General features: G+C 61.1%; 11 protein-coding genes. 6 read left to right on the plus strand and 5 right to left on the minus strand.

Annotated features, from left to right (window positions below; translation table 11 throughout):
* The first annotated feature begins 147 nt into the window (after window positions 1–147).
* The 3 genes from ACPW74_RS06470 (at window position 148) to ACPW74_RS06480 (ending at window position 11015) form a co-directional block, all read left to right on the plus strand.
* A complete protein-coding gene (locus ACPW74_RS06470) occupies window positions 148–9615 on the plus strand; it encodes a retention module-containing protein (RefSeq protein WP_425858749.1) in 9468 nt (3155 codons plus the stop codon).
* Between the two features lie 87 nt (window positions 9616–9702).
* The gene (locus ACPW74_RS06475) at window positions 9703–10260 is read left to right on the plus strand and encodes a hypothetical protein (RefSeq protein WP_279981475.1); all 558 of its coding nucleotides are present in this window, start codon (window positions 9703–9705) and stop codon (window positions 10258–10260) included.
* Window positions 10261–10313: 53 nt separating this feature from the next.
* Window positions 10314–11015: an SIMPL domain-containing protein gene (locus ACPW74_RS06480; RefSeq protein WP_010675156.1), complete on the plus strand. Its 702-nt coding sequence runs from the start codon at window positions 10314–10316 to the stop codon at window positions 11013–11015.
* Window positions 11016–11177: 162 nt separating this feature from the next.
* Here the strand turns inward: ACPW74_RS06480 and ACPW74_RS06485 are convergent, their stop codons facing one another.
* Window positions 11178–12554: an amino acid permease gene (locus ACPW74_RS06485; protein WP_201890125.1), complete on the minus strand. Its 1377-nt coding sequence runs from the start codon at window positions 12552–12554 to the stop codon at window positions 11178–11180.
* A gap of 356 nt (window positions 12555–12910) precedes the next feature.
* Here ACPW74_RS06485 and ACPW74_RS06490 point away from each other — a divergent pair, with 356 nt between their 5' ends.
* A complete protein-coding gene (locus ACPW74_RS06490; protein ID WP_081000923.1) occupies window positions 12911–13186 on the plus strand; it encodes a hypothetical protein in 276 nt (91 codons plus the stop codon).
* Window positions 13187–13315: 129 nt separating this feature from the next.
* On the opposite strand, the gene ppsR is transcribed toward ACPW74_RS06490, so the two are convergent.
* The gene (gene ppsR, locus ACPW74_RS06495) at window positions 13316–14128 is read right to left on the minus strand and encodes a posphoenolpyruvate synthetase regulatory kinase/phosphorylase PpsR (RefSeq protein ID WP_010675153.1); all 813 of its coding nucleotides are present in this window, start codon (window positions 14126–14128) and stop codon (window positions 13316–13318) included.
* Window positions 14129–14435: 307 nt separating this feature from the next.
* Between ppsR and ppsA the strand changes: the two genes are divergently transcribed.
* Window positions 14436–16808, plus strand: coding sequence for a phosphoenolpyruvate synthase (gene ppsA, locus ACPW74_RS06500; RefSeq protein ID WP_201935029.1), 2373 nt, complete (start codon window positions 14436–14438; stop codon window positions 16806–16808).
* A 118-nt stretch (window positions 16809–16926) separates the two neighbouring features.
* A complete protein-coding gene (modF, locus tag ACPW74_RS06505; protein ID WP_202041625.1) occupies window positions 16927–18381 on the plus strand; it encodes a molybdate ABC transporter ATP-binding protein ModF in 1455 nt (484 codons plus the stop codon).
* Window positions 18382–18399: 18 nt separating this feature from the next.
* Here the strand turns inward: modF and ACPW74_RS06510 are convergent, their stop codons facing one another.
* The 3 genes from ACPW74_RS06510 to ACPW74_RS06520 all read right to left on the minus strand — a co-directional run bounded on the left by ACPW74_RS06510 (window position 18400) and on the right by ACPW74_RS06520 (window position 19592).
* Window positions 18400–18579, minus strand: a complete 180-nt coding sequence (locus tag ACPW74_RS06510) for a hypothetical protein (protein WP_223918067.1) — start codon at window positions 18577–18579, stop codon at window positions 18400–18402.
* A gap of 17 nt (window positions 18580–18596) precedes the next feature.
* On the minus strand, window positions 18597–19136 hold the full coding sequence (locus ACPW74_RS06515) for an isochorismatase family protein (protein ID WP_279981474.1): 540 nt from the start codon (window positions 19134–19136) through the stop codon (window positions 18597–18599).
* Between the two features lie 69 nt (window positions 19137–19205).
* Window positions 19206–19592, minus strand: a complete 387-nt coding sequence (locus tag ACPW74_RS06520) for a VOC family protein (RefSeq protein WP_279981473.1) — start codon at window positions 19590–19592, stop codon at window positions 19206–19208.
* Window positions 19593–19738 lie beyond the last annotated feature (146 nt).

A 19738-nucleotide genomic window follows, 5' to 3' on the forward strand; every position in this document is an offset into this window, starting at 1 on the left:
TGATTTTTATATGTAAAAAATATTCGTTCGATTCGCTGCATCGGATGAAGTCAAAGAGACTCAACCCTGTACATTTTTGCAACGGAAGCAGGACGGGGGCGTATCTAGAGTGTAGGCATCAAGATCTGTCACCCTGGAGCAATGGATATGCGCACCCAAATCATCGACAAAACCGTGGTCGTCTCTTCCGTAGAAGGCAACGTTCAGATCCTGCTTGCCGATGGCAGCAGTCGCCCTCTCCAGCCTGGCGAGATCCTGCAGCCTGGCGCCAGACTCAATATCGCTGATGATGCCAAATTGATGCTGGCGCCCTACGATGACAAACCTGCAGCGGACAATGGTGTCCCGGCAGGGACAGAGATGCCTCCAGAGGGGCAATCTTCCTCATCGGTTGCCAATCATCAGCAAGGCTCGCCTGAAGTGTCGCCAGAAATTGCGGCGTTGCAACAATCCATCCTGCAAGGGGTTGACCCGACCAAGAACTTCGAAGCCTCTGCTGCCGGTGGGGCACCTGCCGCCGGTGGTGGTGGCGGTATCGGCGGGGTCGCTGGGGCCAGTGGCAATGGTGGTTTTGTTGTCATAGATCGCATCGGAGATGCGACCATAGCTGAGGCCGGATTCGATACCGGCTATGACACGTTGATCGATCAGAATGTGCTGCAGGAAGACGATCTTCTGCCCGAGAATCAGCTCGATGATCAGGATGAGTCTGCTGTTACCCAGGAAGATCAGGCCATCAGTGGCAATGTGCTCGACAACAGCAACAATCCGGATGGTCCCCTTGATACGTCTGTCATTTCCTATAGCTGGGGTAGCAATCAGGGAATTGCTGCCGGCGTTGAGAGCACGCTGGATGGGATTGGTACGCTGATCATCAATGCCGACGGCTCCTATACCTTTACCCCTGCGCTGAACTACACAGGCCCTGTACCTGCGGTCAATTACACCGTAACGGATGGGGATGATACCAACGACTCCACTCTGACCATCACCATCACCCCTGTAGATGAGCCTGTCTCGCTGAATGGATTGCAGGTCGAGGGTGGTGAGCTTGTCCTTGATGAAGCCGCATTGCCGGATGGCTCAGCCTCCGATGGCGCAGCCTTGACCAAGAGCAGTACCTTTACATTCAATGCGGCAGATGGAGTACAAAGCCTGACGCTGGGAGGTGTGACGCTGATCAGCAATGGCCAGGTCTTGACCACCTTCCCCCAGGGGATCCCCAGTCCTTTGGGAAATCAACTGCTGGTGACCGGCGTCAGCTACAACCCGGTGACAGGGGTTGGCAGCGTGACCTACAGCTACACCCTGAACGATAACGAAACACATAACAAACCTGCAAATGATGGGGCTCTGACGGAGAGCTTCAACGTTGTGTTGACGGACCTCGATGGCGACACGACCAGTGCAGGGCTGGATGTCGTGGTGCTGGACGACGTGCCGACGGCGGTGAGCGACGTCAACCTGACGGTGGCGAGCGAGAACAACCTGGTCCTCAATGGCAACGTCATCACCAACGACGTGCAGGGGGCGGATGGCGCGGCGGTGACCGCGGGCACCCTGAGCGGGACCTACGGCAGCCTGGTGCTCAATGCCAACGGCACCTACATCTACACCCTCAACCCGAACGACGGTGACTTCAAGGCGCTGACCGGGGGCGGGGTGGGCAGTGAAGTGTTCACCTACACCCTGACGGATGCGGACGGAGACGTGAGCACGGCGACCCTGACCCTGACCATCAAGAACGACGATGACGGGGTGACCATCACCAACCTGACGCCCAAGGGCGAGGGCGGGGATGCGAAGGTGTACGAGGACGACCTGCTGGCGACCCGCGGCGCGAATGAGTCGGCGGGGTCGGACAGCAGCAAGGAGTCGACCACGGTGACGGGGGACTTCACCATCAGCGCGCCGGACGGGGTGAAGACCCTGAGCGTGGGTGGCATCAACATCGTGGTGAACGGGGTGGTGGCGGGCTTCCCGCTGAGCGGGGTGACCACGCCGCTGGGCAACACCCTGACCATCACCGGGTACAACCCGGCGACGGGGCTGGTGAGCTACAGCTACACCCTGAACGACAACGAGGCGCACCCGACGGCGAACGGCAACAACAGCCTGTTCGAAGACTTCGCGGTGAGCCTGGTGGACAGCGACGGGGACTCGGCCTCGAACACCCTGAGCGTACAGATTGTCGATGACGTACCGACGGCGGTGAGCGACGTCAACCTGACGGTGGCGAGCGAGAACAACCTGGTCCTCAATGGCAACGTCATCACCAACGACGTGCAGGGGGCGGATGGCGCGGCGGTGACTGCGGGCACCCTGAGCGGGACCTACGGCAGCCTGGTGCTCAATGCCAACGGCACCTACATCTACACCCTCAACCCGAACGACGGTGACTTCAAGGCGCTGACCGGGGGCGGGGTGGGCAGTGAAGTGTTCACCTACACCCTGACGGATGCGGACGGAGACGTGAGCACGGCGACCCTGACCCTGACCATCAAGAACGACGATGACGGGGTGACCATCACCAACCTGACGCCCAAGGGCGAGGGCGGGGATGCGAAGGTGTACGAGGACGACCTGCTGGCGACCCGCGGCGCGAATGAGTCGGCGGGGTCGGACAGCAGCAAGGAGTCGACCACGGTGACGGGGGACTTCACCATCAGCGCGCCGGACGGGGTGAAGACCCTGAGCGTGGGTGGCATCAACATCGTGGTGAACGGGGTGGTGGCGGGCTTCCCGCTGAGCGGGGTGACCACGCCGCTGGGCAACACCCTGACCATCACCGGGTACAACCCGGCGACGGGGCTGGTGAGCTACAGCTACACCCTGAACGACAACGAGGCGCACCCGACGGCGAACGGCAACAACAGCCTGTTCGAAGACTTCGCGGTGAGCCTGGTGGACAGCGACGGGGACTCGGCCTCGAACACCCTGAGCGTACAGATTGTCGATGACGTACCGACGGCGGTGAGCGACGTCAACCTGACGGTGGCGAGCGAGAACAACCTGGTCCTCAATGGCAACGTCATCACCAACGACGTGCAGGGGGCGGATGGCGCGGCGGTGACTGCGGGCACCCTGAGCGGGACCTACGGCAGCCTGGTGCTCAATGCCAACGGCACCTACATCTACACCCTCAACCCGAACGACGGTGACTTCAAGGCGCTGACCGGGGGCGGGGTGGGCAGTGAAGTGTTCACCTACACCCTGACGGATGCGGACGGAGACGTGAGCACGGCGACCCTGACCCTGACCATCAAGAACGACGATGACGGGGTGACCATCACCAACCTGACGCCCAAGGGCGAGGGCGGGGATGCGAAGGTGTACGAGGACGACCTGCTGGCGACCCGCGGCGCGAATGAGTCGGCGGGGTCGGACAGCAGCAAGGAGTCGACCACGGTGACGGGGGACTTCACCATCAGCGCGCCGGACGGGGTGAAGACCCTGAGCGTGGGTGGCATCAACATCGTGGTGAACGGGGTGGTGGCGGGCTTCCCGCTGAGCGGGGTGACCACGCCGCTGGGCAACACCCTGACCATCACCGGGTACAACCCGGCGACGGGGCTGGTGAGCTACAGCTACACCCTGAACGACAACGAGGCGCACCCGACGGCGAACGGCAACAACAGCCTGTTCGAAGACTTCGCGGTGAGCCTGGTGGACAGCGACGGGGACTCGGCCTCGAACACCCTGAGCGTACAGATTGTCGATGACGTACCGACGGCGGTGAGCGACGTCAACCTGACGGTGGCGAGCGAGAACAACCTGGTCCTCAATGGCAACGTCATCACCAACGACGTGCAGGGGGCGGATGGCGCGGCGGTGACTGCGGGCACCCTGAGCGGGACCTACGGCAGCCTGGTGCTCAATGCCAACGGCACCTACATCTACACCCTCAACCCGAACGACGGTGACTTCAAGGCGCTGACCGGGGGCGGGGTGGGCAGTGAAGTGTTCACCTACACCCTGACGGATGCGGACGGAGACGTGAGCACGGCGACCCTGACCCTGACCATCAAGAACGACGATGACGGGGTGACCATCACCAACCTGACGCCCAAGGGCGAGGGCGGGGATGCGAAGGTGTACGAGGACGACCTGCTGGCGACCCGCGGCGCGAATGAGTCGGCGGGGTCGGACAGCAGCAAGGAGTCGACCACGGTGACGGGGGACTTCACCATCAGCGCGCCGGACGGGGTGAAGACCCTGAGCGTGGGTGGCATCAACATCGTGGTGAACGGGGTGGTGGCGGGCTTCCCGCTGAGCGGGGTGACCACGCCGCTGGGCAACACCCTGACCATCACCGGGTACAACCCGGCGACGGGGCTGGTGAGCTACAGCTACACCCTGAACGACAACGAGGCGCACCCGACGGCGAACGGCAACAACAGCCTGTTCGAAGACTTCGCGGTGAGCCTGGTGGACAGCGACGGGGACTCGGCCTCGAACACCCTGAGCGTACAGATTGTCGATGACGTACCGACGGCGGTGAGCGACGTCAACCTGACGGTGGCGAGCGAGAACAACCTGGTCCTCAATGGCAACGTCATCACCAACGACGTGCAGGGGGCGGATGGCGCGGCGGTGACTGCGGGCACCCTGAGCGGGACCTACGGCAGCCTGGTGCTCAATGCCAACGGCACCTACATCTACACCCTCAACCCGAACGACGGTGACTTCAAGGCGCTGACCGGGGGCGGGGTGGGCAGTGAAGTGTTCACCTACACCCTGACGGATGCGGACGGAGACGTGAGCACGGCGACCCTGACCCTGACCATCAAGAACGACGATGACGGGGTGACCATCACCAACCTGACGCCCAAGGGCGAGGGCGGGGATGCGAAGGTGTACGAGGACGACCTGCTGGCGACCCGCGGCGCGAATGAGTCGGCGGGGTCGGACAGCAGCAAGGAGTCGACCACGGTGACGGGGGACTTCACCATCAGCGCGCCGGACGGGGTGAAGACCCTGAGCGTGGGTGGCATCAACATCGTGGTGAACGGGGTGGTGGCGGGCTTCCCGCTGAGCGGGGTGACCACGCCGCTGGGCAACACCCTGACCATCACCGGGTACAACCCGGCGACGGGGCTGGTGAGCTACAGCTACACCCTGAACGACAACGAGGCGCACCCGACGGCGAACGGCAACAACAGCCTGTTCGAAGACTTCGCGGTGAGCCTGGTGGACAGCGACGGGGACTCGGCCTCGAACACCCTGAGCGTACAGATTGTCGATGACGTACCGACGGCGGTGAGCGACGTCAACCTGACGGTGGCGAGCGAGAACAACCTGGTCCTCAATGGCAACGTCATCACCAACGACGTGCAGGGGGCGGATGGCGCGGCGGTGACTGCGGGCACCCTGAGCGGGACCTACGGCAGCCTGGTGCTCAATGCCAACGGCACCTACATCTACACCCTCAACCCGAACGACGGTGACTTCAAGGCGCTGACCGGGGGCGGGGTGGGCAGTGAAGTGTTCACCTACACCCTGACGGATGCGGACGGAGACGTGAGCACGGCGACCCTGACCCTGACCATCAAGAACGACGATGACGGGGTGACCATCACCAACCTGACGCCCAAGGGCGAGGGCGGGGATGCGAAGGTGTACGAGGACGACCTGCTGGCGACCCGCGGCGCGAATGAGTCGGCGGGGTCGGACAGCAGCAAGGAGTCGACCACGGTGACGGGGGACTTCACCATCAGCGCGCCGGACGGGGTGAAGACCCTGAGCGTGGGTGGCATCAACATCGTGGTGAACGGGGTGGTGGCGGGCTTCCCGCTGAGCGGGGTGACCACGCCGCTGGGCAACACCCTGACCATCACCGGGTACAACCCGGCGACGGGGCTGGTGAGCTACAGCTACACCCTGAACGACAACGAGGCGCACCCGACGGCGAACGGCAACAACAGCCTGTTCGAAGACTTCGCGGTGAGCCTGGTGGACAGCGACGGGGACTCGGCCTCGAACACCCTGAGCGTACAGATTGTCGATGACGTACCGACGGCGGTGAGCGACGTCAACCTGACGGTGGCGAGCGAGAACAACCTGGTCCTCAATGGCAACGTCATCACCAACGACGTGCAGGGGGCGGATGGCGCGGCGGTGACTGCGGGCACCCTGAGCGGGACCTACGGCAGCCTGGTGCTCAATGCCAACGGCACCTACATCTACACCCTCAACCCGAACGACGGTGACTTCAAGGCGCTGACCGGGGGCGGGGTGGGCAGTGAAGTGTTCACCTACACCCTGACGGATGCGGACGGAGACGTGAGCACGGCGACCCTGACCCTGACCATCAAGAACGACGATGACGGGGTGACCATCACTAACCTGACGCCCAAGGGCGAGGGCGGGGATGTGAAGGTGTACGAAGACGACCTGCTGGCGACCCGCGGCGAGAATGAGTCGGCGGGGTCGGACAGCAGCAAGGAGTCGACCACGGTGACGGGGGACTTCACCATCAGCGCGCCGGACGGGGTGAAGACCCTGAGCGTGGGTGGCATCAACATCGTGGTGAACGGGGTGGTGGCGGGCTTCCCGCTGAGCGGGGTGACCACGCCGCTGGGCAATACCCTGACCATCACCGGGTACAACCCGGCGACGGGGCTGGTGAGCTACAGCTACACCCTGAACGACAACGAGGCGCACCCGACGGCGAACGGCAACAACAGCCTGTTCGAAGACTTCGCGGTGAGCCTGGTGGACAGCGACGGGGACTCGGCCTCGAACACCCTGAGCGTGCAGATTGTCGATGACGTGCCGACGGCCAACGATGATGGTGACAGTGCGACTGAAGGTGTGTTCACTCCGGTGACGGGGAATGTCATTACCGGGGCGGGTACCATCGGCGGCACAGCCGGTACCGGGGTGGACGTCATGGGGGCTGATGGTGCGGCAATCAGCCAGGTCGTGAGCTCGAACGGCAATTCAGACAGTAATCCTGCCGGTGGATTCACCGTGACCGGGCTGTATGGGACGCTGACCATGGGGCTGGATGGCGAATACAGTTATACGCTCACGGCGGCATCGGTTCCCGTGGGGGCCTCGGAGGTATTTACCTACACGCTCAAAGATGGCGATGGTGATACGGATCCGGCAACTCTTACCATCAATATTGCTCAGGATACCCGTGTCCCTGTATTGACCATCGGCAATGCGACGGTTGATGAGGAGGGACTGCCTGAGGGGACGGCTGCCAGTGGTAATTCGGAGATATTCAATGGCAGCTTCACCATCAACACCCAAGGTGAAAATCTGACTACCTTGACCATCGGTGGGCAGGCTTACAATTTGACCAGTGGCGGCAGTCAGACCTTGATCAACAATACGGAAGGAATGCTGACGGTAACCGGTGTCAGCGGCCCCACAGCCGGTGTCTACACGGTGAACTATACCTACACGCTCAAAGACAATGTGCTGACTCACAACGTTCAAGGCAACAGTGATACAGCGAATGGTCCGAGTTTCGTCGTGTCGGCTACGGATGCCAGTGGCGACAGTGGCACGGGTAACCTGCAGGTTGTGATCAGCGATGATGCCCCCATTGCCAATGCTGTTACCAATGCAGGCCAGGCGACTCAGGTGCAGAACACGAATCTGATGTTGATCCTCGATATCTCCGGCAGTATGGGTGACCCATCGGGCTATCAAGGTATGACTCGGATGCAGGTGATGCAGAAGTCCGCGTTGGAGCTGCTGGACAAATACAGCGCCTACGGCAGCGTCATGGTCAATATCGTGACCTTCTCCACTTCAGCCGCCAATCCGACCGGGGTGTGGGTCTCGATCGATGTAGCCAAGGCGATCATCCTTGGCCTTACCCCCACTGACTCGACCAACTACGATGATGCGTTGAACGAGGCAATCAAAGCCTTTGGCGATACAGGTAAACTCGCTAATGCGCAAAATGTCTCTTACTTCATGTCGGATGGTCTGCCAAATGCCAGCTCGTTGAGCGGTACCCCCGCCACAGTTCCTGATGGCAACAACTCGCTTGGCGGTGGGAACGGGATCGATGGTGACGGCACGACACTGAGCGGTGAAACCAAGGACTGGGCCAATTTCCTGACGGCGAACAACATCAATTCGTACGCGCTCGGGATGGGCTCGGGAGCGACCCAGTCTGCACTGGATCCCATTGCCTACAACGGGGTCAGTGGTGCCAGCCCGGCGAATACCACCGCAGTGGTGGTGACTGACTTCAGCCAACTGACCGCGACCCTTTTGAGCACCGTGGTAGCCCCGCCCCTGGCAGGACAACTTATCAACGGTGTAGCGGCGAGTGCCGGGGCCGATGGTGGCTGGCTCAATGCCATTACCGTGGGAGGGGTGACTTATACCTACAACCAGAAGACGGACTCCGCCGGCGTCTCGGGAGGGACATCAGCCGGGACCTTCAATACAACGACCAACGAATGGACCATTACACTTGCAGGCGGCATCCTCAAGGTGGACATGGACAACGGCGCCTACACCTATACTCCGCCGTCATCCATTCCGGTCGGGGGGATAAACCAGGTCGTGGGTTACAGTGTGATAGACAACGATGGGGATACTGCGTCCAGCACCTTGTCCATCGTTATCAACCCGGCGGTCGGTCCTACCGTGGTTCGTGATGACTTTATCATCACCAACCAGGACCCTGCGACCATTCCGGATTGGGCCCTGCTTGCCAATGACACCGGGCCTCTGGCTGCGACCCAGATGATCACGGGCGTCTCGGGAGCCGTTGGAGGGACCGTCACAGACAATGCAGGCTCGGTAACATTTGATGATACCTCCGGCAATGCGACTCCCAACTCTTACGAGGGTTCGTTCAACTACACCAATAGCACGACCACAGATACGGCCAAGGTGTATGTGGATGTGCAGAGCGGTTCGACACTTACCGGGAGCTATCTCGACGAGATCCTTATTGGGGGATCTGGAAACGATACGCTCAACGGCAATGCCGGGAACGACATCCTGCTTGGGGGGCTCGGCAACGACACCTTGAATGGCGGCAACGGCAATGATACGGCCAGTTACTTCGACAGCTCTGCTGGGGTCACGGTCACAGTCAATGGCGCCAATCAGAATACCGGAGGGGCAGGGACAGACAGCCTGAGCAACATGGAAAACCTGGTAGGGTCCATGTTCAACGACAGCCTGACCGGCGATGGCAATGCCAACGTCCTGAGCGGACTGGCAGGTAACGACATCTTGAGTGGTGGTGGTGGTGACGACCTGCTGATTGGGGGTACCGGCAGTGATACCCTGACTGGTGGGGCTGGCAAGGATACCTTCAAATGGATGGCAGGTGATGCAGGAGGCACGGATACCATCAAAGACTTCACCACGGGGGCCAATGGAGATGTCCTGGACCTGAGTGAACTGCTCAGTGGTGAGCATGCCGATGCGAGCACACTGGATCACTATCTTACCTTTGCTCCTGGTCCGGGCAGTGGCAAGTCGACTCTGACCATTGATCTGGATGGCGCGGGAAGTGGCACCACGACTCATACCATCCTCTTTGACAACGTGGATCTGACGGCTGGCAAATCCAATCTGCAGATCATTCAGGATCTGCTGGATCAGGGCAACCTCAAGGTCGATCCGTAAGCAGGTTATGGGGGCCGGGTGTGCCCGGCCCCTGTTATTTGATGGAGTGGGCAGATAAGATAGCTGCAGTATCAGGAGAGGGTCACCATGCAGTCATTCAACTGGGTCGACATCGACGGCATTCGCTATAGCTGGAACGGGCAGGACAATATCGTCTGCACCGGCCGCTTTGGCTATCAGGCCACGATGACGGGTGACACGCTCAACGGTCTGGAGCTGGAGAGCGAAGATGGTGAGGTGGCGGGGTTGCTCAATGTGGACTTTGCCGCCTCTCGTATCAGCTTCACGCCAGCAGAGGATGCCCCCCTGCCCCACATGATGGTGCTGGTCGGCCATGAGTGGGGGCAGCAGGAGTATTCGTTGCAGAGCCTGAGCGATACCTCCTTGCAGGGGCTGCTAAGCCACGGTGAGGAGCTTGACTGGGGTGCGTTGGCCGTTGTGACGACGTCCGAGCCGAATCTGCTATCACAAGGTCATGTTCTGTCGTGGGATTCGTTCCACTTTGAGGATGAATCGCTGTTTGGCAGCCCGGCGCCTGCTCCCGTGATGACAAGCCATGGCAATTCAGGAGGAGGGGAGATCAGCATCAATATCGACATGACCAATCAGGTGCTGGACCAGATCCCGCCGACACACGATATATGAATCCCAATCGACGACATGCATAATGACCTCCATCTAAATGATGGAGGTTTTTTATGTGGCGTCCCCTTCTTACCCTGTCCGCGCTGGTTGTCAGTGCTCCGTTGCTTGCCATCGAGGTTCCTCAGGCCCCCCATCTGGTCGTCAGTGGCTATGCGGAGCAGAAGGCTGAACCAGACATGCTGACGCTCAATGTCGCCGTCACGGCACTGGAGAAGCAGGGCATCAAGGCCAAACAGCAGGTAGATACCAAGGTAGCAGCCTTCTTTGGCCAGCTGGAGAGCCTCGGCATCAAGCGCAGCGACGTGGAGGCTGGCAATCTGGTGATCTCCCCCGAGTACCAGTACCCCCAGAACAAGCAACCCGAAATGGTGGGTTACCGTGCCCAGCGTCAGCTGGCGGTCAAACTCTACCAGCTCGACAAGTTGAGCCAGCTGATGGACACCGCCCTCAAGGCGGGTCTGGAGTCCGTGACCCAGATAGAGTACGGCCTGAAGTCACCACAGGTCATCAAGGAGCAGGCCCGGCTTGGTGCTGTTGCTGATGCCACGAGCAAGGCGGAATCCCTGGCCAAGGCTTTCGGCATGAAGCTTGGCAAGGTATATAGCGTTGAATACCGCAACAGTTCCCCCATGCCGGTCTATACCCGTGCCATGAAGGCTGCGGCAGCCCCTGCCGCCGACATGATGGAAAACAGCTATCAACAGCAGCAGATCAGCATCACTGACAATGTAGAAGCCGTCTTCCTGCTGGAATAACACAGCCCCTTTGTCCATCACTCAAACCCGAGGCAACCCCTCGGGTTTGTCATTGCAGGGGCTGGCAGGACAAGTGAGCCGCGAACTGGGTCAGGTGAAACGGGAATGGAATAAAAAAATGCCGGTCAGTGACCGGCATTTTTGTTGGAGGAGGCTCGATGCCTAGCCCAGGTTGGTCGCCAGCTTGCGTTGGCTCTTCTGTTTGAGCAGATAGCCGATACCGAGTACCAGGACCCAGGCCGGGATCAGCTCGACCGAGATGCGGGTGCCGTCGTTCATGTACATGATCACCAGGATGGCGGCCATGAAGGCGAGGCAGAGGTAGTTGCCAAACGGGCTCCACAGTGCCTTGAACTTGGTGGTGACCCCTTCTGCGGCCTTCACCTTGCGGAACTTGAGGTGCGCCAGGCTGATCATGGCCCAGTTGATGACCAGGGCGGAGACCACCAGGGACATCAGCAGACCAAAGGCCTTGCCCGGGATCAGGTAGTTGATGAGCACACACAGCAGGGTGGCCGCGGCCGAGATGGTGATGGCGGTCAGGGGCACGCCGCTCTTGCTGGTCTTGAGCAGGGCCTTGGGGCCGTTGCCCTGCTTGGCCAGGCCAAACAGCATGCGGCTGTTGCAGTAGACGCAGCTGTTGTACACCGACAGCGCGGCGGTCAGCACCACCAGGTTAAGTACGTTGGCTACCAGGTTGCTGTCGAGCGCATGGAAGATCATCACGAACGGGCTGCCGCCTTCCACTACCTTGCCCCAGGGATAGAGGGAGAGCAGTACGGTGAGGGCACCGATGTAGAAGATGAGGATGCGGTAGATCACCTGATTGGTGGCCTTTGGGATGCTCTTCTCGGGATTGTCCGCTTCCGCTGCCGTGATGCCGACCAGCTCCAGACCGCCGAAGGAGAACATGATGAAGGCCATTGCCATCACCAGCCCGCCGACGCCGTTGGGGAAGAAGCCACCCTGGGCCCAGAGGTTGCTGACCGTGGCCTCGGGGCCGCCGCTGCCGGAGAACAGCATCCAGCCGCCGAATCCGATCATGCCGAGAATGGCAACCACCTTGATGATGGCGAACCAGAACTCCATCTCGCCGAACGCCTTGACGTTGGAGAGGTTGATGGCGTTGATCAGCACGAAGAAGAAAGCCGCCGACATCCAGGTCGGGATCTCGGGCCACCAGTACTGGACATAGATACCGACTGCCGTCAGCTCGGCCATGCTCACCAGCACATAGAGCACCCAGTAGTTCCAGCCGGAGGCGAAGCCGGCGAAGTCACCCCAGTACTTGTAGGCAAAATGGCTGAATGAGCCGGCAACCGGCTCTTCCACCACCATCTCGCCCAGCTGGCGCATGATGAGGAAGGCGATGAAGCCGCCGATGGCATAGCCCAGCAGCACCGCAGGGCCCGCCATCTTGATGGTGTCGGCAATGCCGAGGAACAGGCCTGTACCGATGGCACCGCCCAGTGCGATAAGCTGGATATGGCGGTTTTTCAGACCGCGCTTGAGCTCGTCGCCGTGTTGTTGAAGATCCATGCTTCCTTCCTTACGTCGCTGAAATCACTCGGCTCGCGTCCCGTCAGCCACAGCACGTCCTCTGCCTGGCGCGGCATCTTGTGCCGAAAACGTGACGAAATCCGTATTTATATCGTTACGGTTTGCCGCTGGCTGTTTTTTGTAGCGGCTACCAACCCGAGCAGAATAGTGATAATCGATCATTCATGCACCTGTTTTCCTCATCATCGGCTGCTATTTTGTGCGACATGCAGGTTTTTCATGATCTGGAAAGGGGGTTTGAGAGTGGTTGCTGGTTTTGTGTTCTGATGGATTTCCATCTATTGACTCAGTCCGGTTTTCATGGCCTTGTTGCCCTTTGATAAAAAGGGACTCATATGATGGAGCGTATAGTCGGTGGCCTGGTGATGGTCGTGCTCTGGCTCGGGATCTGGCTATCCCCCATGTTGCTGACGATGGCGATGAGCAGCCTTGTTGTCTGGGGCTGGTTGGGAGCGGATTACCTGGTGAACCACATCGCCATGGTGCTCATCCTTGCTGCCGGGATGGGGCTGGTGCCAGCTTGCTGGCTGAGCGAGCGAGTCCGCAAGGGCAGGGGACTCATTAATTTTCACGGCATGTTGATGAACAACAAGGAACTCAACAAGCCCTGAGCCTGCTTGCCCCGCGAGTGATGGGATGCCAGCGATGATGCTGGCATCATTTTTTCATCCTGTTTCTCTGTTTCGTTATCTTGCCACTCCTCTGTCTCATGGTGCGTTGTGCTGTCGCAGCCTTGCAGGTTAGCAGAGCTGGCGGCGAAGGCCGGTCGCTTCCAGGATCTTGGCGCTGATCTCCTCGACCGAGTGGGAGCTGGTATCGAGGAAGCGGATCGCCTCCTGGCGGAACAGCCTCTCGACGCTGGCCAGCTCCTGTTTGCATTGATCAAGCGAGGAGTAGCGGCTGTTGGCGCGGCGCTGGTTGCGGATCTCGTGCAGCCGCTGCGGCATGATGGTGAGGCCGAACAATTTGTGGCGATTGGCCTTGAGGGCGGCGGGCAGCTCCAGCGATCCCATGTCCTGCTCGATAAAGGGATAGTTGGCGGCGCGAATGCCAAATTGCAGTGCCAGATAGAGGCTGGTCGGTGTCTTGCCGCAACGGGAGACCCCGATGAGGATGATGTCTGCCTCGTCATACTCCCTGGTGGTGATGCCATCGTCGTTGGCCAGCGCAAAGTTGACCGCTTCGATGCGATCGTCGTACAGCTTGCGGTTTTCCATGCCATGGGTGCGATGCAACCTGGGTTCGGCCTTGATACCGAGCTCCTGTTCGAGAGGGCTCACGAAGGTGTTGAGAAAATCGTGGCTGCTGGCCTGGGCCTTGAGCACCTCTTCACGCACCATGGGGTCGACGATGGTGTGAAACAGGATGGGGCGCACCCCGGTCTGGCGAAACTGCTCGTCAATGCGTGCCCGTACCTGGCGCGCTTTCTCCTGGGTCTCGACAAAGGGGATGGTGACCTGCTCGAAGGCCAGGGGGAACTGGCTCAACACGGCGTGGCCGAAGACTTCGGCGGTGATGGCGGTGCCGTCGGATACATAGAATACGGTGTGCACTGCGGACTCCTGTGGTGCGCTCCAGGGGGCGGCGAGAAATAAGTATCTCTCGAAACCATATCGTTTTTGTCAACAGATCTGCCATGCCCAAGTTGTGAACTCGCTTGCAAACCTGAGTCGTTACCTTTTTGTGTCGCTATTGTAGAATGCCTGTGTCAAACGACCATCCCCAACTCTTGCTCGGGGATTTTTTTGACAATAAATAGAAAACGTTTTCATGGTCGTTGGCAACAGACACTAACAAAAACACACGACTTGGCACAGCAGGTGAATTGTCACCCTGGCCCCCCAACCTGGAGACATGCAAATGCAACAGTACGTACTCTGGTACGAACAGCTCGGTATGCAGGACGTTGAACGCGTCGGCGGCAAGAATGCATCCCTTGGCGAGATGATCAGCAACCTCTCGGGGGTCGGCGTGTCCGTGCCGGGCGGGTTTGCGACCACCGCCTTTGCGTTTAACGAGTTTCTGGAGTTAAGCGGCCTCAACGGCAAGATCCACGACCTGCTCGACAGCCTGGATGTGGATGACATCGCCGCCCTCAACAAGGCCGGTCAGCAGATCCGTGACTGGGTGGTGGAAGCACCCTTCCAGCCCGCTCTGGAGCAGGCGGTGCGCGAGGCCTATGACAAGCTGAGTGCGGGGCTCGAGGCATCCTTTGCCGTGCGCTCCTCTGCCACTGCGGAAGACATGCCGGATGCGTCGTTTGCCGGTCAGCAGGAGACCTTCCTCAACGTGCGCGGTATCGATGCCGTCATGACTGCCATCAAGCATGTGTTTGCCTCGCTGTTCAACGATCGCGCCATCTCCTACCGGGTCCATCAGGGCTATGACCACAAGGGCGTCGCTCTCTCCGCCGGGGTACAGCGCATGGTTCGCTCGGATCTCGCCGCCTCCGGCGTCATGTTCACCCTGGATACCGAATCCGGCTTCAACGACGTGGTCTTCATCACCGGCGCCCAGGGCCTGGGCGAGATGGTGGTGCAGGGGGCCGTCAACCCGGACGAGTTCTATGTGCACAAGCCGACCCTCAAGGCCGGGCGCCCTGCTGTGGTGCGCAAGACGCTGGGCTCCAAGCTCATCAAGATGACCTACTCCGGGGATGCCGGTCATGGCCGTCAGGTGAAGGTGGTCGACACCACCGATGCCGAGCGCAACCGCTTCTGCATCACGGACGAGGAAGTGATGGCCCTGGCAAAGCAGGCCCTCATCATTGAGCAGCACTACGGTCGCCCGATGGACATCGAGTGGGCCAAGGATGGTCAGGATGGCAAGCTCTACATCGTTCAGGCCCGTCCGGAAACCGTGCGTAGCCGCCAGGAAGCCAATACCCTCGAGCGCTTTGCCCTCAAGCAAACCGGCAAGGTGCTGATCGAGGGGCGCGCCATCGGCCACAAGATTGGCGCGGGTCCGGCCCGTGTCATCTCCTCCATCAGCCAGATGGATGAAGTGCAGCCCGGCGATGTGCTGGTCACCGACATGACCGACCCGGACTGGGAGCCCATCATGAAGCGCGCTTCCGCCATCGTCACCAACCGGGGTGGACGCACCTGTCACGCCGCCATCATCGCCCGGGAGCTTGGCATTCCGGCAGTGGTGGGTTGCGGCAACGCCACCGACCACATCCAGGATGGTCAGCTCATCACCGTCTCCTGTGCGGAAGGGGATACCGGCTTCATTTATGACGGCGAGCTCGACTTCGACGTGGCGGTGACCGAGGTGGGCAACATGCCGCGCCTGCCCATCAAGATCATGATGAACGTCGGCAATCCGGACCGCGCCTTCGATTTTGCCCAGTTGCCGAATGCCGGCGTGGGCCTGGCCCGCCTCGAGTTCATCATCAACCGCATGATCGGGGTCCACCCCAAGGCGCTGCTGGAGTTCGATCAGCAGACCCCGGAACTCCAGGCCACCATCACCAGGATGATCGCGGGCTACGAGAGCCCACGGGAGTTCTACGTGGCCAAGCTGACGGAAGGGATCGCCACCCTAGCGGCCGCCTTCTGGCCTGAGCGGGTCATCGTGCGGATGTCGGACTTCAAGTCCAATGAGTACGCCAACCTGGTGGGGGGCCGTGGTTACGAACCCCATGAAGAGAACCCCATGATCGGTTTCCGTGGCGCGTCGCGCTACATCGCCGACAGCTTCCGCCCCTGCTTCGCCCTCGAGTGCGAGGCGATGAAACGGGTGCGGGATGTCATGGGGCTGACCAACGTCGAGGTGATGATCCCCTTCGTGCGTACCCTGGGTGAGGCGGAGCAGGTGGTGGAGATACTGGCTGAGAACGGCTTGCGCCGTGGCGAGCGCGGCCTGAAAGTCATCATGATGTGCGAGCTGCCCTCCAATGCGCTGCTGGCGGACAAGTTCCTCGAGCACTTCGACGGCTTCTCCATCGGCTCCAATGACATGACCCAGTTGACCCTGGGGCTGGATCGGGACTCCGGGCTCATCGCCCACCTGTTCGACGAGCGCAACGAAGCGGTCAAGGCGCTGCTGGCCATGGCCATCGCCGCCGCCCGCAAGGCGGGCAAGTACGTGGGGATCTGCGGCCAGGGGCCGTCCGATCACCCGGACTTCGCCGCCTGGCTGGTCGAGCAGGGGATCGATTCCGTGTCGCTCAACCCCGATACCGTGGTCGACACCTGGCTCTATCTGGCCGAGCAGCACAAGGCCGGCTAAACCCGTCCCCGCTTTTTGATGACACGGCGCCGCAATGGCGCCGTTTTTGTCTGCGCCCCCCTTTTTCTGTTACAAGGGGAAAGAGCAAGGCGCTCCGCACCCATCACAGGACGATCCCATGACCTCATTGCAGTGGCAATCCGCCACCCTGGCCCTGCGTGGCCACCACACCCTGGTTATTCCCGAACTCTGTCTCACCCCGCAGGCCTGCTGGGCCTTCGTCGGCAGCAACGGCAGCGGCAAGACGGCGCTGGCGTCGGCCCTGTGCGGCGAGCTGGCCGTGCGTGCCGGAGCGGTATGGGGCCGAGTCCGGGCCGAGCGACTCTCGTTCGAGTCGCAGCAACAGCTGGGGGAGCTGGACTGGCAGCGGCGCAATACCGACATGCTGGGAGAAGAGGAGGAGGCGGGGTATCGGGTATCGACCCTGATGCTGGAGGCGGGGGGCGAGGAGCATGAGGCACGCGCGCTGCTGGCCCGTTTTGGCATTGAATCCCTGTGGGAGCGCCCCTATCGCTACCTCTCGAGCGGGGAGGGGCGCAAGCTGCTGCTGGCCCGGGCCCTGCTGGGGCGACCCGAGCTGCTGGTGCTGGACGAACCCTTCGATGGCCTGGATCAGGGGGCCAGGGCTTCTTTGATGATGTTGCTGGCCGACCTGGTGTCAGAGGGGCTGCGTCTGGTGGTGATCGTCAACCGTTTTGACGAGATCCCCCCCTTTGCCACTCACCTCGGCCTGCTCGGCGAGTGTCGTCTGCTGCTGGCGGGGGAGCGCGAGGCGGTGCTCGGCAGCCAGGAGGTGGCCCAGCTGGCTCGCGCCGAAACCACGTCCCCCCGTTTGCCGCCACCGCTGACGACACCCGAGCCCTTGCCTCCCGGCCCTCGGGTCGTCATGAAAGCCATGCGTATCGCTTACGGAGATCAGGTGATCATCGACGGGCTCGACTGGACCATTGACGAGGGGGAGCACTGGCAACTGGTGGGACCAAACGGCGCTGGCAAGTCGACCCTGCTCTCCCTCATCACCGGAGATCACCCGCAAGGTTACAACAATGAGCTCCATCTGTTCGGACGGCGGCGGGGCAGCGGCGAGAGCATCTGGGAGATCAAGCGCCATATCGGGCTCGTGAGCCCGGCGCTGCATCTGGACTATCGTGTCAGCTGCCCGGTGCAGACAGTGATCCTCTCCGGTTTCTACGACTCCATCGGGCTTTATACCCGGCCGGGGGATCGTCAGCTGGCGCTGGCCAACCAGTGGCTGGCCCTGCTGGGGCTGGCCGATCAGGGGGCGCAGCCTTTCCACTCTCTCTCTTTCGGTCAGCAGCGACTGGTGCTGATCGCCCGTGCCCTGGTCAAACATCCGCCGCTGCTCATCCTGGACGAACCCCTGCAGGGACTGGATCCCCTCAACCGTCACCTGGTACGGGAGATGGTGGCGCGCCTCGTGGGCGAGGGAACCCAGCTGTTGTTCGTTTCCCATCATGCCGATGATGCGCCCCCCGGTCTGACCCACAGGCTGAGCTTCGTGCCAAGGGAGGGGGGAGGATACGACTATCTGCAGGAGCGTCTGGGGGGCTGAGCCGTCCGGGCGGCATGGTCAGAGAGGGGCTGGTTCGGCAAGGAGCGGCGGCATCCCCAGCAGCGTCCACCACAGCCCGAAGAAGAGCATGATCCCCAGCCAGAGCCAGGCAAGATAGTGACGGGTGGCCGCCATCCCCGTCACCGTCACCATGAGTGCCGCCCCGAAGGCGATGAGGGCGAACAGAAAGGGCGCCATGTTGTCCATCATGGCGGTCATTTCACCAGGGAGAGGATCTGGCGAAATGCCGGATGGCGGCAATCCCTCATCAGCGCGTAAAGACACATCTCCACCGACGTCAGCGCAGCTCCCCTGGCCGCAAGCTGGCCGATGGCGAGATCCCGGTTGGCGGCGGAGCGGGACGACACCGCATCCACCACCAGCGAGACCCGGGCACCGCTGGCGAGAAGCCCCAGCACGCTCTGGTAGACGCAGATATGGGTCTCGATGCCACATACCAGCCAATGCTCGACCCCGCTTTCGGCCAACGCGGTCGCCACCGTCGGCTCCCCCAGGGCGCCGAAGCTGTATTTGGGCAGCACAAGATCGCCTGCCTGCAGCGACTGCAATTCGGGCACGGTGGCACCGAGCTTGTCCGGGTTCTGCTCCAGCCAGACAACCGGCAGCCCCAGCACCCTGGCCCCTTGCACCAGCCTGGCGGTATTGGCAATCAGGGCGTCGCTCTCCTCGACCAGGCGGGCGAGCCTGCCCTGGATATCGACCACCAGCAGGCCGGTGGTGTTTTGCTCAAGCATGAATGTCTCCTTGTTTGTGGCGGACAGCCTCGCCTGAAGGCTTTCGTTGGCTGACTGAGTGGCGCTGCTTCACTCGCTTGCCGTGTCTGGGCATTCAAGGTAGGTCATCGCCTCGATGTTGTTGCCATCGGGATCGCGCAGGAAGGCGGTGTAGTAATTGGGGGCATAGTGGGGACGCAGTCCCGGCAACCCATTGCAGGCAAAACCTGCCTTGATCCCCGCGTGATGGAACGCATCCACCTGTGTCGCGTCGTCGGCCCTGAATGCGAGATGGCAGGAGGCGCCCTGCTGCCCCCGCTCAATCAGAAAGCCCACGTGATCGCGGCCCATCAGGCCAAAACCGGCCGCCGTCTCATCAGACCATTTGAGTTCTATCAAAAGAGGAGCCAGCACGGTGGCGTAGAAGTGCTGACAGGAGTCAAAACGCACCACCTTGATTTCTACATGATCGAACACGGTGACTCCTTGTGTTGCCTGGGTGTAGAGCAGCCCATCAGGACCTTATGGAAACCCGTTGAAATGGGTATCGAATGACCACAATAAGTCAGTTTGACGCCAGGCAGGGAGAGGGCAAGGCGCATAACTGCGCGCTCTGTCAAAGA

Origin of the sequence: Aeromonas sp. INTO2, assembly GCF_049860605.1 — a bacterium.
Classification (GTDB): Bacteria; Pseudomonadota; Gammaproteobacteria; order Enterobacterales; family Aeromonadaceae; genus Aeromonas; species Aeromonas caviae.

Bases quoted from the DNA above. Each gene is read 5' to 3' on its own strand.
- ACPW74_RS06470 (WP_425858749.1), top strand. From the start codon at position 148: ATGCGCACCCAAATCATCGACAAAACCGTGGTCGTCTCTTCCGTAGAA.
- ACPW74_RS06475 (WP_279981475.1), top strand. From the start codon at position 9,703: ATGCAGTCATTCAACTGGGTCGACATCGACGGCATTCGCTATAGCTGG.
- ACPW74_RS06480 (WP_010675156.1), top strand. From the start codon at position 10,314: ATGTGGCGTCCCCTTCTTACCCTGTCCGCGCTGGTTGTCAGTGCTCCG.
- ACPW74_RS06485 (WP_201890125.1), bottom strand. From the start codon at position 12,554: ATGGATCTTCAACAACACGGCGACGAGCTCAAGCGCGGTCTGAAAAAC.
- ACPW74_RS06490 (WP_081000923.1), top strand. From the start codon at position 12,911: ATGATGGAGCGTATAGTCGGTGGCCTGGTGATGGTCGTGCTCTGGCTC.
- ppsA (WP_201935029.1), top strand. From the start codon at position 14,436: ATGCAACAGTACGTACTCTGGTACGAACAGCTCGGTATGCAGGACGTT.
- modF (WP_202041625.1), top strand. From the start codon at position 16,927: ATGACCTCATTGCAGTGGCAATCCGCCACCCTGGCCCTGCGTGGCCAC.
- ACPW74_RS06510 (WP_223918067.1), bottom strand. From the start codon at position 18,579: ATGGCGCCCTTTCTGTTCGCCCTCATCGCCTTCGGGGCGGCACTCATG.
- ACPW74_RS06515 (WP_279981474.1), bottom strand. From the start codon at position 19,136: ATGCTTGAGCAAAACACCACCGGCCTGCTGGTGGTCGATATCCAGGGC.